We start from the raw sequence: 12,084 nt of genomic DNA, 5'->3' as shown, positions 1-12,084 counted from the left end.
GCACCGCGCCCGTGCCCATCCCCCTCCCACACAGGAGCAAGCCATGACCACGCACTCCGCGAACGGCCTTCGCCCCATCCGGTCCCCGCGCGGGATCCCCCTGCTCGGCCACACGCCGCAGATCCCCGACACCAACCCCGTCGAGTACTTCAACGAGCTGTCTCAGCAGTTCCCCGAGGGCATCTACGGCATGGACATCGCCGGCATCGAACAGGTCTTCGTCTACGACCCGGACCTGGTGGCCGAGGTCTGCGACGAGACGCGGTTCTTCAAGCAGATCGAGAAGACGCCGCTGAACCATGTGCGGGACTTCACGGGGGCGGGGCTGTTCACGGCCCACCAGCACGAAGAGGAATGGGCCATGGCCCACCGGATCCTCCTGCCGGCCTTCAGCCAGCGGGCCATGAAGACCTACTACGGGCAGATGCTGGAGATCGCCCAGAACCTGGTCGGCAAGTGGGAGAGCCGGGAGGGTCAGCCGGTCAACATCACCGACGACTACACCCGGCTCACCCTGGACACCATCGCTCTGTCGGGTTTCGGCTACCGGTTCGGCTCCTTCGCCGAGGAGGAGCTGCACCCCTTCCTCAACGCGCTGCTGGAGGCGCTGGTCGAGTCGCTGCGGCGCTCCCAGGAGCTGCCGATGATGACCAGGCTCCGGAAGGCGGACGACAGGAAGTACCGCGAGAACATCCAGTTGATGCGCGACCTGGTCGAGAACGTGATCAAGGAGCGTCGCGAAGGGAGGGGCAGCGGCGAGGAGGACCTGCTCGGCCTCATGCTGGAGGCCACCGACCCGGAGACCGGCGAGCTGCTGGCGGACGACAACGTCCGCGACCAGGTGGTGACCTTCCTGATCGCCGGGCACGAGACCACCAGTGGCCTGCTGTCGTTCGCCACGTACTCGCTGATGCGCAACCCGCACGTCCTGGCGCAGGCGTACGCCGAGGTGGACCGCCTGCTGCCCGGTGACACGGTCCCGGACTACGACACGATCATGCAGCTGGACGTCATCCCGCGGATCCTGGAGGAGACCCTGCGCCTGTGGGCTCCCATCCCGATGATCGCCAAGGCGCCCATCGACGGCACCGTCATCGGTGACCGGTACGAGCTGAAGAAGGGGACCAGGGCCAACATCCTCATGGGCGCACTGCACTCCCACCCCAAGGCGTGGGACCGCCCGGAGGAGTTCGACATCGACCGGTGGCTGCCGGAGAACCGCGCCGAGCAGCACCCGCACGCCTACAAGCCGTTCGGCAACGGTGTGCGTGCCTGCATCGGCCGGCAGTTCGCGCTCACCGAGGCCCGCCTGGCCCTGGCGCTGGTACTGCAGAAGTTCCGGTTCTCCGACACCGCCGACTACCGGATGGACGTCCGCGAGGCGCTGACCCGCAAGCCCGGCGACTTCCAGCTGGTCGTCCGCAGGCGTCAGGAGCACCAGCGGACCGTCTTCGGCGCCGCCGACCCGCAGGCCGGCGACACGCAGGCGCAGACAGCGGTCAGCGGTGTCGGGGTGAACCTGACCGTCGCCTACGGCTCCAGCCTCGGCTCCTGCGAGGACCTCGCGCGCACCGTCGCCGACCGCGGTGAGCGCTCCGGCTTCGGCACCACGCTGACGAGCCTGGACGATCTCGGCGACCACCTGCCCACCGCGGGCCTGCTCGTCGTCGTCGCCGCCAGCTACAACGGCAAGGCGCCCGACAACGCCCAGCGCTTCGACGACCTGCTCGCCGCCGGACTGCCCGAGGGTTCACTGGCCGACGTGCGGTTCGCGCTGCTGGGCGCCGGCAACACGCAGTGGGTGGCCACCTTCCAGGCATTCCCCAAGCGGATCGAGGAAGGTCTGCTGGCCGCCGGCGCCACCCCCGTCGTCGAGCGCGGCATCGCGGACGCCGCCGGTGACTTCGACGGCATGGCCACGCGGTGGATGGACAACCTCTGGGCCACCCTGGCCGAGGAGTACGCCGCCGACACCTCCGCGGCGAGCGGCCCGCGCTACCAGGTCCAGCTGCTCACCGAGTCCGACGTGCGCCCCGCCATCGTCTCCGAGCAGGCGTATCCGCTCACGGTGGTGGCCAACGAGGAACTCGTGGCCGACGCGACCGGCCTGTGGGACTTCAGCATCGAGCCGCCGCGCCCGTCCGCGAAGTCCATCACCGTCGAGCTGCCCGAGGGTGTCACCTACGACACCGGCAACCATCTCGCCGTCTTCGCCAAGAACGAAGCCGTCCTGGTGGAGCGCGCACTGAGGCGGCTCGGCGTCGACTACGGCCAGGTGCTCCGGCTCGACCAGCCCGGCGGCGGCCGCACCCACCTGCCGGTCGGCGTGCCCGTCACCGCCGGCATCCTGCTCACCGAGTTCCTGGAGCTGCAGGACGTGGCCACCCGCTCCCAGATCCAGACCCTGGCCGAGTACACCCAGTGCCCATGGACGCGGCCGCAGCTCCAGGCGTACGCGGCCGACACCCAGGAGGCCGAGGAGCACTACCAGAAGGAGATCCTCGGCAAGCGGGTCTCGGTGCTGGGCCTGCTGGAGCGCTTCCCCGCGGTCGAGCTGCCGCTGGCCGTGTTCCTGGAGATGATGGGGCCGATCCGTCCGCGCTTCTACTCCATCTCCTCCGCCCCGTCGGCCAATCCGCGCCACGTGCGCCTGACCGTCGGCCTGCTGGAGGGCCCGGCCCTGTCCGGCGACGGCCAGTACCGCGGCACCTGCTCCTCCTACATCGCCGGCCTCGAGCCCGGGGACGTCGTCTACGGCTACGTCCGCGTTCCCTCCCCGACGTTCGCCCCGCCGGCCGACCCCGCCACGCCGCTGATCCTGATCGGCCCCGGCACCGGCATCGCGCCGCTGCGCGGCTTCCTGGAGGAGCGGGCCTGGCAGCACGCCAACGGCACCGAGGTCGGTCTGTCGCAGGTCTTCGTCGGCTGCCGCCACCCCGAGCACGACTACTTCTACCGGCAGGAGATGCAGGACTGGGAGCGGGCCGGGATCGCGCAGGTCCACACCGCCTTCTCCGCGGTGACCGGCCACCCGGCCCGGTTCGTGCAGAACGGCCTCGCGAACGCGGCCGACACGGTGTGGTGGGCCATCGAGGACGGCGCGTACATCTACGTCTGCGGTGACGGCCGCCGTATGGCACCCGCCGTCCGCGAGGCCCTCGCCGCCATCCACCGTCAGAAGACCGGCAGCGACGACGAGACCGCCCAGCAGTGGCTCGCCCAGATGGAGGCGGACGAGCGCTACCAGCAGGACGTCTTCGCCTGACCGTCGCAGGCCGTCAAGGCGTGTGCCCCCCGACGCCGGGAGGCGTGCGGCATCCCCCGCTGCCGGCCGTACGCCTCCCGGCCCCCACAAGACCCTCGGACACCCCATGGCACCCCTCGGCCGAACCGCCGAGTGCCGCTCACAGAAAGCAGATCCTCATGGACACCATGCTCGCCGGACGCTTCCACCTGGACAGCAAGAAGTTCGCCGTGGAGGAGGTCCCCATCCCCGTGCCCGGCCCGGGCGAGGTACTCATCGAGGTCAAGGCCGCGGGCGTCTGCCTCTCGGACGTCCACCTGATCGACGGCTCCCTCGTCCCGCTGTTCGCCACCTCTGACACGGTCACCGTCGGCCACGAGGTCTCCGGCGTGATCCACACCCTCGGCCCCGACCTCAAGCGCGGCCTGACCCCCGGCACCCGCGTCACCCTGGAAGCCGGCAAGACCTGCGGTAAGTGCGCCGGCTGCGTGCGCCGCCGCCCCTGCGCCCAGATGCTCACCGCCGGCATCGACTACGACGGCGGCTGGGCCGAGTACGTGATCGCCCGCGAGGACACCCTCATCCCCATCCCGGACAGCCTCCCCTTCGACCAGGCCGCGATCATCCCCGACGCGGTCTCCACCCCCTACGCCGCCGTCGTCGCCACCGCGGGCGTCCGTCCCGCCCAGTCCGTCGGCGTCTGGGGCGTGGGCGGAGTCGGCGCGCACAACGTACGCCTCGCCCGCCTGGTCGGTGCCGCGCCGATCATCGCCGTCGACCCGCTGCTCGGCGCCCGGGAGCGCGCCCTGGCCTTCGGCGCGGACCACGCCCTGGACCCGGCCGCCCCCGACTTCGCCGACCAGGTGCGCGCGGCCACCGACGGACGGGGCCTGGACTTCGCCTTCGACTGCGCCGGCGTACCCGCCGTCCGCGAGCAGGCCGCCTCCGTGCTCGGCCTGGGCGGCTCCCTGATCCTGGTGGGCATCACGCCCAAGCCGCTCACCATCACCGAGGGCCTGACCTTCAACTACCTGCAGAAGCAGGTGCGCGGTCACTACGGCGGCTTCCCGGAGTCGGTCTCCGAGCTGGTGCGGCTGGCCGCGGCCGGGCGCCTCGACCTGGCCCCCTCCATCACGGACCACATCCCGCTCGTCGACGCGGCCGACGCGGTCAGCCGCCTGGAGAACAAGATCGGCGACCCGATCCGCCTCATCCTCGTCCCCTGACGCCCGTCAGCAGGACACCAAGCCACCTCGGGCAGGGGTGAGTGGGCGCCGGTGCGTGAGGGAGCACCGGCGCCCACGGGTCTTCCGGCAGCAGAACCGTGCAGGGACGGAGCCATGCAGACGAACGACACCCCGGGCAGTACTCCGCGGCGCAGGGATGCTCACGGGAACCGCAGACGAATCCTCGCGGCCGCTCGCCGGAAACTGCGGGACGACCCCGACGTGAGTCTCGACGGCATCGCTCTTGCGGCCGGCGTGGCGCGGCGCACCCTGTACGGACACTTCTCCAGCAGGCAAGCGCTGGTCGCCGATCTGACGCAGGAAGCGGCGCGAGCGCTTCACCAGGCGTTCGCCGCAACCCGTGTCCCGGGCGCCGATCCGCTCGAAGCGATGACGCGGATGGTGCTGGCGGCATGGGCGGTGGGCGACCAGTACCGCATGCTCAACTCCCTGGGGCGACGCCACCTGGGAGAGGAGGCGATCCGCGCCGCCCTGGCACCGGCCCGCGAGGAGGCCGTCGCGACCATACGGCGCGGTCAACACCAAGGCGTGTTCGCAGACCATGTCCCGGCACCTGTCCTCGCCCGGGCGCTGGAAGCACTGATGCTGACCTTCGTCGAGGAGAACGCCGCGGGCACGTGGGCGGACCCCACGGGTGAGGCCGCCGCCACCGCATTCCTCGTCGCCGCCGGTGTGGCACCCCGGGCGGCTGCTCTCCGGGTGCGGGACGTTGTCAGGCGAGGTCCGGCAGCGGGCGTCGGGTGACCTCATGGGCGTCGTCCGGAGGGACGCCGAGCATGCGCAGGACCATCTCGGCCAGGTCGGAGGCGGCCTCGTCACCGTCGAGGTCGGGGCGGGCCAGTCGTAGCGCCACCAGGGACATCAGGGTGCCGCCCACGGCGGACAGGGCGGTGGTCGCGTTGCCGCAGGTGAAACGGCCCGACGCGATGCCGATCTCCAGGTCGCGCAAGGCGCGCGGGGAGAGACCGCTGTCCGAGTGGATGTGGGACAGACCGCGGTCGCGCAGGATCCGCAGGAGTTCCGGATGGGAGTCGGCCATCCGGGCGGTGAGCCGGAAACCGGCGGCGACCAGCTCGGCCGGGTCGTCGATGCCTTCCACGCGCTCGTCGATGACCTGCCCGAACTCCTCCAGGGCGTCCGTCACCGCGGCGTCGAACAGCTCCGTCTTGGACTCGAAGTGGTTGTAGAAGGAGCCGAAACCGACATCGGCGCGCTCGGCGATGACCTGGATGCTGGCGCTGGTGTCCCCGGTCTCCGCGAGGATCTGCCGGGCCGCCCGGACGAGCGCCTGACGGGTCTCGGCGCGGCGCCGTTCGAAGCGGTTCTTGGGTGGGGCTGACGTCGGCATACGGCTGAGTGTAACCGCCGCGACGATGACGCTGCCATTACTGATGAGATCCTCAATTATTTGGGCTGTGCCTATTGACGATGAGAAACGGCAGAGTTGATGATTTCCTCATTACAGCAGTGTTGCCTGGAGGACACCATGTCCCACATCCCCATTGACAAGGGCGGTCCTCTGACGCCCCACCAAGACCTCCACAGCGAGCAGGGCGCCCTGCGCGCAGAGCACCCCGGACGAGCCCGCAACCCCGTGATCAAGGTGGCGGACCTGGCCTGGCTGGAGTTCGAGAAGCCGGACCTGGACCGGGCCGAGGTGTTCGCCCGTGACTTCGGGTTCGCGATCGCCGCCCGCACCGAGCACGAGCTGTGGTTGCGCGGCACGTTCGAGGGCTCCCCCTGCATGGTCATCCGGCGTGGGCATGCCTCCCGCTTCCTCGGGCCGGCGTTCCGAGCGGCCGAGCGGGCCGATGTGGACCGGCTGGCCTCGGCCGTCGGACACACCGTCCGGGACATCGATGTACCGGGCGGTGGCCGGTCGGTCGCCCTGTTCGATCCGTCGGGCCTGCCGGTCCGGGTGGTGCACTGTGCCGAGCCACTGCCCGCGCTGCCCGGGCAGGAGCCGTTGATCCTCAACTTCGGTTCCGACCACCGTCGTACGAACGCCACCCAGCGTCCGCCCCGCGAGCCGTCCCGCATCCAGCGCCTCGGCCATGTGGTCCTGGAGACACGGACGTTCACCCGCACCCTGGACTGGTATCTGGACACCCTCGGGATGATCGTGTCCGACTTCCTGTTCCTGGACGGGCAGCGCGAGCGCGGTCCCACCATGGCGTTCATCCGCTGCGACCAGGGCAGCACGCCCGTGGACCACCACACTCTCGCCCTGCACCTCGGGCCCGGGACCGGCTACGTCCACTCCGCCTACCAGGTCACCGACCTCGACGCGATCGCCGCCGGCGGGGAGTACCTGGCCGAGCGCGGCTACCAGCGCAGCTGGGGCATCGGCCGGCACATCCAGGGCAGCCAGCTCTTCGACTACTGGCGCGACCCCGACCGCTTCATGCTGGAGCACTTCGCCGACGGCGACCTGTTCTCCTGCGACCTCGAACCCGGATGGGCGCCGATGTCGGCGAGCGGCCTGGCCCAGTGGGGCCCGCCCGTCACCCGCGACTTCCTGGGCACCAGCCCCTCCCCCGCCAAGCTCCGCGAGGTCATGACGGCCCTGCGCGACGACAACGAACTCGACCCCGCACGCCTGCTGGGCCTGATGAAAGCGATGAACTCATGAGCACCGACGTTCTGCGCACCGGCGACGGCTGGTGGGTCGTCCGCGACGAGCGCGCCGTCCGCATCGAGACCAAGGCGGTCACCACCGCCGACCTGCTCGCCGACCGCGCCGCCGTACGGGAGGCCGCCGCCTCCGGCGAGAGTGGTACGCCCGTCGCCGACCTGGTGGCGCTCACCCCGGTCACCACCCCGTGCCGGGTGGTCGCCCAGATGGTCAACTACCGCAGCCACGCGAAGGATTCCGGTTTCACCGGCGACATACCGCCCGCCTTCTTCCGCAAGGCGTCCGGCTCGGTCAGCGGTCCGCACGAGGCGATCGTCCGCCCGGCGCACGTGAGGTTCCTCGACTACGAGGTGGAACTCGGCCTCGTCATGGGTGCGCCGCTGCCGGTGGGCACCGTCGTGGAAGAGCGGGACCTGCCTTCGTATGTCGCCGGGCTCGTCCTGACCAACGACGTCAGCGCCCGCGACGTGCAGCTGACCAAGACCCAGTTCTACGAGAGCAAGTCCTACCCGACCTTCACCCCGACCGGGCCGTACCTGGCCCTGCTGGAGCCCGAGGACTTCGCCCGCCTGATCGACCTGCGACTGCGGCTGTCGGTCAACGGCGTGCCGCGTCAGGACCGCACGCTCGCCGACATGATCGTACGGCCCGCGCAGGCGCTCACCCTGCTCGCCCGCTTCCAGAACCTCGACCCGGGTGACCTGCTGCTCACCGGCACTCCCGGCGGCACCGCCCTGAAGGCCCCGCCCAAGCCGGTCGAGAAGATCGCCGCCCTGCTGCCGCCCGCGCTGAAGTGGAAGGCGTTCTTCAACGGCCAGGCCAAGAACCCCCGCTACCTGCGCAACGGCGACCTCGTCACGGCCACGATCTCCACCCCCGACGGGCACATCGACCTGGGCGAGCAGCGCACCGCCGTGGCGGACGCGACGTGAGCGCCGCAGCCCGCAGACCGGTGGTGATCATCGGTGCGGGGCCCGTCGGAGTCACGGCGGCGCTCCTGCTCGCCCGGCACGGAGTGCCCAGCCTCCTCCTGGAACGCCACCGGGACGTCTACCCCCTGCCACGCGCCGTCGTCGTGGACGACGAGGTGCGCCGGATCCTGCAAAGTGCCGGCGTCCACGAGGAGTTCGCCGCCCTCGCCCGACCGGCGCGCGGCCTGCGACTGCTGGACTCCCGGCACCGCGTGATCGCCGAATTCGCGCGGTCGCCGCACGGCCACCACGGCTTCCCCCAGACGAGCATGTTCGACCAGCCGGACCTGGAGCGCCTGCTGCGCGCCGCTCTTGCGCGCCGCCCGGAGTGCGAGCTGTGGGGCGGGGTGGAGGTCGTGTCCGTCACCCAGGACACCGACGGTACGGCTCCGGTCCGGGTGACCTTCCGGCGGGAGGGCGGCACGGACGAGGAGCACGTATGGGCCGACGCCGTGCTCGGCTGTGACGGCGCGGGCGGTCTCACCCGTGACGCCATCGGCGCCGTGTGGGAGGACCTGCACTTCGAGGAGAGCTGGCGGGTCATCGACGTACGCACCAGTCGCCCGGTGCGCACATGGGAAGGCGTCGACCAGATCTGCTGCCCCAACCAGCCCGCCACCTTCATGCGCCTCGGCGAGGACCGCTACCGCTGGGAGTTCCGGCTGCCCGCCGACGTACACCTGGACGGCCCGGACGGCCGGGTTCTCCTGCGCGAGCTGGTCGCCCCGTGGGTGGACGTGCCGTCCGACGCCTCGGGGGGCGACGACTTCGAGGTGATCCGGCAGGCGCAGTACACCTTCCGGGCCCGCCTCGCCGACCGGTGGCGCCGGGGGCGCGTCTTCCTGCTCGGCGACGCCGCCCACCTCACCCCACCGTTCATCGGGCAGGGCCTGTGCGCGGGCCTGCGCGACGCCCGCAACCTGACCTGGAAACTCGCCCGCGTTCTCCGCCAGGGCGCAGACGACAGGCTGCTGGACACCTACGAGGGCGAGCGCAAACCGCACGCCCGCCATGTGATCCGGCTCGCGGTGGCCATGGGCTGGGCCATGACGGGTGGACAGGACCACGCCGCGGCGCTCCGCCGGGCCGCCGTGGGCATGGCCTGCCGCGTGCCCGGAGTGACCTCTGCGGTGAGCCGTGACCTCAGCCCCGCGCTGACCGCCGGCCCGCTCGTACGGCGCCGTCCCGGGCTCGTCAAACGCGGGCCGGCCGGCACCTTCTGCCCACAGCCCTGGGTGATCACCGACGGCAGGCGAGTCCGACTGGATGACGTGCTGGGAGACTCCTTCACCGTCCTGACCGCTGTCCCGCCCACCCCGCAGATGACGGCCGTGGCCATGGCGCTGGACGCACCGACGATCCACGTCGACGACCTCGACGACGACGGCACCCTGGCCGACTGGCTGGAACGGGGCCGGGCGGACGCGGTTGTGCTGCGGCCCGACCGCGCCGTGATGAGCGCCGTCCCTGCCGGCACCGGCGCCTTCCCGGACTCCACCGCCTGGGCCTCCCTGCTGCACACGGCCCGCCATACCGCCGAAGCCCGGTCCGTCCCCCTGCCGAGGAGCACCGCGCCATGACCACCCAGCACCCCACGCCATATTCGAGACCATTCCTGTCGCCCGACCCGAATGCGGTCGCCGGCAGCCGTATCGCGGACTTCGCCCGCTGGGCCGCCAGGCAACAGCGTGCCGAAGGGATCCAGGACCCCACCGACTACCAGGCCCTGCACCATTGGTCCGTCACCGACCTGGAGGGATTCTGGGCCGGGGTATGGGAGTACTTCGACGTCGACGCGACCACCCCGTACGAGCGGGTACTGACCGAGGAGACCATGCCCGGCGCGCGCTGGTTCCCCGGCGCCACCCTCAACTACGCCCACCACGCGCTGCGCAACCTGCACCCGGACGCTCCCGCGATCACCGCGCTGGACGAGACCGGAACCGGCTACGAGATCACGGGCCGGCAGCTGCGCGCCCGGGTCGCCTCCGTCTCGGCCACCCTGCGCGACCTGGGCGTCGGACAGGGCGACCGGGTGGTCGGATACCTGCCCAACACCCCGCACGCCGTCATCGCCTTCCTCGCCACCGCCAGCCTGGGCGCCGTGTGGTCGGTGTGCGGCCAGGACTACGCACCCAGGGCCGCGGCCGGCCGCTTCGCCCAGCTCGAACCCACGGTGCTCATCACGGCGGACGGCTACCTCTTCAACGGCACCACGCACGACCGCCGCGCCGCCTCCCTCGAACTGGCCGACGCCCTGCCCAGCCTGAAGGCCACGGTGCTCGTGGATCACCTGGGCAATACCTGGCCCGAGACCCGGCACACGGGCCTGACGGTCCCCTGGGACGACGCCGCCACCCGTACCGAGTACCTCACCGTCACCCCGGTGCCGTTCGACCACCCTCTGTGGATCGTCTTCTCCTCCGGCACCACGGGCTTGCCGAAGGGCATCGTCCACGGGCACGGCGGCGTCCTGCTCGAACACCTCAAGATCCTCGGCCTGCACTGCGACCTGGGCGTCGGGGACCGCCTGCTGTGGTACACCACCACCCACTGGATGATGTGGAACCTGGTCGTCTCCACCCTGCTGACCGGCGCCGCCACCTGCACCTACGACGGCAGCCCCGCGCCGGTGGCGCACCCCGACGTCCTGTGGGAGCTGGCGGCCCGCCACAAGGTCACCGTCTTCGGCACCAGCCCCCAGTACCTGCTGGCCATGGCCAAACTGGGCGTCGAACCCTCCGCTCACGACCTGTCGGCCATCCGCGCCATCGGCAGCACCGGCTCCGCCCTGCCCGCCTCCGCGTACCCCTGGGTCCGCGACCACGTGGGTGCGGGAATCCAGCTGGCCTCCACCAGCGGCGGCACCGACGTCGTCTCCGCCTTCGCCGGCAGCGCCCCCACGACGCCCGTCTGGGCCGGCGAGCTGTCCGCCCCCCACCTCGGCGTCGCACTCGCGGCCTACGACGACGCAGGACGGCCGGTCGTCGACCAGGTAGGCGAACTGGTCGTCACCCGTCCCATGCCCTCCATGCCGCTGTACTTCTGGAACGATCCTGACGGCAGCCGCTACCGCGACACCTACTTCGGCGCCTACCCGGGCGTGTGGCGGCACGGCGACTGGATCACCCTCTCCTCCCATGGCTCGGTGATCGTCCACGGCCGCTCCGACGCCACCCTCAACCGCAACGGCGTGCGCCTGGGCAGCGCCGACATCCACGACATCGTCGAACGCCTCCCCGAGCTCACCGAGGCCCTCGTCATCGGCGTGGAGGAACCCGACGGCGGCTACTGGATGCCGCTGTTCGTGGTCCTTGCCGACGGGGTCGGTCTGGACGAGGCCCTGCGCGACCGGATCCGCGACGCCATCCGCACCGGCGCCTCCCCCCGCCACGTCCCCGACGAGATCATCGCGGTGCCGGCAATCCCGCACACCAGGACCGGCAAGAAGCTCGAAGTCCCGGTCAAGCGTCTTCTCCAGGGAGCCCCCGCGGAGCAGGTCCTCAATCCCTCGGCGGTCGACAACCCGGACCTCGTCGCCTACTTCGCCCGCGTGGGAACGGAACGCCGCCAGGCCCGTCACCCGCACACCGTCAAGGACGCCTCATGAGCCTCTCCACCGCCCTGGCCTGTCTCATCGTGCTGATCTTCGCCCTGCTCGGCGTGGCCAAGATCATGGCGCTCGGTCCGATGCGCGAGCTGGCCGCCCACGCCGGCTTCACCCCCGCGGCCTACCGGGTGATCGGTGCGCTGGAGCTGGCAGGCGCCATCGGTGTGGCCCTCGGGCCGGTCCTGCCGCTGTTCGGAGGGCCGGCCGGCGTCGGGCTCCTGATACTTCTCGCCGGTGCTGTGACCACGCACGTGCGCAAGGGAGACAGGTTGCCGAAACTCGTCCCGGCGGCGGTGTGCGCCGCACTGGTCGCCTGGTATCTCCTGCTCCTTGTCGGTATCGACTCATGACATGAACCCGCGGCGGAGGTCCCTGAG

At 71.1% G+C, this 12,084-nt stretch carries 9 protein-coding genes; 8 read left to right on the top strand and 1 reads right to left on the bottom strand.

Annotation, left to right across the window (positions count from 1 at the left end; genetic code table 11):
- Positions 1-43: 43 nt before the first annotated feature.
- The 3 genes from ACZ5CW_RS08825 (at position 44) to ACZ5CW_RS08815 (ending at position 5,235) form a co-directional block, all read left to right on the top strand.
- Positions 44-3,265: a bifunctional cytochrome P450/NADPH--P450 reductase gene (locus ACZ5CW_RS08825; RefSeq protein ID WP_468599583.1), complete on the top strand. Its 3,222-nt coding sequence runs from the start codon at positions 44-46 to the stop codon at positions 3,263-3,265.
- Positions 3,266-3,423: 158 nt separating this feature from the next.
- Positions 3,424-4,470 (top strand): zinc-binding dehydrogenase, encoded by a 1,047-nt coding sequence (locus ACZ5CW_RS08820; protein WP_468599582.1) that lies wholly within the window; start codon positions 3,424-3,426, stop codon positions 4,468-4,470.
- A 114-nt stretch (positions 4,471-4,584) separates the two neighbouring features.
- Positions 4,585-5,235 (top strand): TetR/AcrR family transcriptional regulator, encoded by a 651-nt coding sequence (locus ACZ5CW_RS08815; RefSeq protein ID WP_468599581.1) that lies wholly within the window; start codon positions 4,585-4,587, stop codon positions 5,233-5,235.
- Here ACZ5CW_RS08815 and ACZ5CW_RS08810 read toward each other — a convergent pair.
- The gene (locus ACZ5CW_RS08810; RefSeq protein WP_468599580.1) at positions 5,204-5,839 is read right to left on the bottom strand and encodes a TetR/AcrR family transcriptional regulator; all 636 of its coding nucleotides are present in this window, start codon (positions 5,837-5,839) and stop codon (positions 5,204-5,206) included. The genes ACZ5CW_RS08815 and ACZ5CW_RS08810 overlap by 32 nt on opposite strands.
- Before the next feature lie 138 nt (positions 5,840-5,977).
- On the opposite strand from ACZ5CW_RS08810, the gene ACZ5CW_RS08805 reads away from it, so the two are divergent.
- Genes ACZ5CW_RS08805 through ACZ5CW_RS08785 form a run of 5 tightly spaced genes read left to right on the top strand, consistent with a single transcriptional unit; the run spans position 5,978 to position 12,057 of the window.
- Positions 5,978-7,123 carry a VOC family protein gene (locus ACZ5CW_RS08805; RefSeq protein ID WP_468599579.1) on the top strand — a complete coding sequence of 382 codons (1,146 nt, stop codon included), beginning with the start codon at positions 5,978-5,980 and terminating at the stop codon, positions 7,121-7,123.
- Positions 7,120-8,058, top strand: coding sequence for a fumarylacetoacetate hydrolase family protein (locus ACZ5CW_RS08800; RefSeq protein ID WP_468599578.1), 939 nt, complete (start codon positions 7,120-7,122; stop codon positions 8,056-8,058). Before ACZ5CW_RS08805 ends, ACZ5CW_RS08800 begins: the two co-directional genes overlap by 4 nt.
- Positions 8,055-9,677 (top strand): bifunctional 3-(3-hydroxy-phenyl)propionate/3-hydroxycinnamic acid hydroxylase MhpA, encoded by a 1,623-nt coding sequence (gene mhpA / locus ACZ5CW_RS08795; protein WP_468599577.1) that lies wholly within the window; start codon positions 8,055-8,057, stop codon positions 9,675-9,677. Before ACZ5CW_RS08800 ends, mhpA begins: the two co-directional genes overlap by 4 nt.
- Complete coding sequence (locus ACZ5CW_RS08790; RefSeq protein WP_468599576.1) at positions 9,674-11,707, top strand: acetoacetate--CoA ligase; 2,034 nt, start codon at positions 9,674-9,676, stop codon at positions 11,705-11,707. The genes mhpA and ACZ5CW_RS08790 overlap by 4 nt, the downstream gene beginning before the upstream one ends.
- Positions 11,704-12,057, top strand: coding sequence for a DoxX family protein (locus ACZ5CW_RS08785; protein ID WP_468599575.1), 354 nt, complete (start codon positions 11,704-11,706; stop codon positions 12,055-12,057). Before ACZ5CW_RS08790 ends, ACZ5CW_RS08785 begins: the two co-directional genes overlap by 4 nt.
- The last annotated feature ends 27 nt before the right edge of the window (positions 12,058-12,084 follow it).

This window comes from Streptomyces sp. NPDC031379, from assembly GCF_055569615.1.
Note: the sequence above shows the minus strand (reverse complement) of the source record. Positions and strands in the feature narration are given on the sequence as shown.

Excerpts from the sequence above, each read along its gene's own strand:
- ACZ5CW_RS08805 (WP_468599579.1), top strand. The coding sequence starts at position 5,978 with ATGTCCCACATCCCCATTGACAAGGGCGGTCCTCTGACGCCCCACCAA.
- ACZ5CW_RS08800 (WP_468599578.1), top strand. The coding sequence starts at position 7,120 with ATGAGCACCGACGTTCTGCGCACCGGCGACGGCTGGTGGGTCGTCCGC.
- ACZ5CW_RS08815 (WP_468599581.1), top strand. The coding sequence starts at position 4,585 with ATGCAGACGAACGACACCCCGGGCAGTACTCCGCGGCGCAGGGATGCT.
- ACZ5CW_RS08785 (WP_468599575.1), top strand. The coding sequence starts at position 11,704 with ATGAGCCTCTCCACCGCCCTGGCCTGTCTCATCGTGCTGATCTTCGCC.
- ACZ5CW_RS08810 (WP_468599580.1), bottom strand. The coding sequence starts at position 5,839 with ATGCCGACGTCAGCCCCACCCAAGAACCGCTTCGAACGGCGCCGCGCC.
- ACZ5CW_RS08825 (WP_468599583.1), top strand. The coding sequence starts at position 44 with ATGACCACGCACTCCGCGAACGGCCTTCGCCCCATCCGGTCCCCGCGC.
- ACZ5CW_RS08820 (WP_468599582.1), top strand. The coding sequence starts at position 3,424 with ATGGACACCATGCTCGCCGGACGCTTCCACCTGGACAGCAAGAAGTTC.
- ACZ5CW_RS08790 (WP_468599576.1), top strand. The coding sequence starts at position 9,674 with ATGACCACCCAGCACCCCACGCCATATTCGAGACCATTCCTGTCGCCC.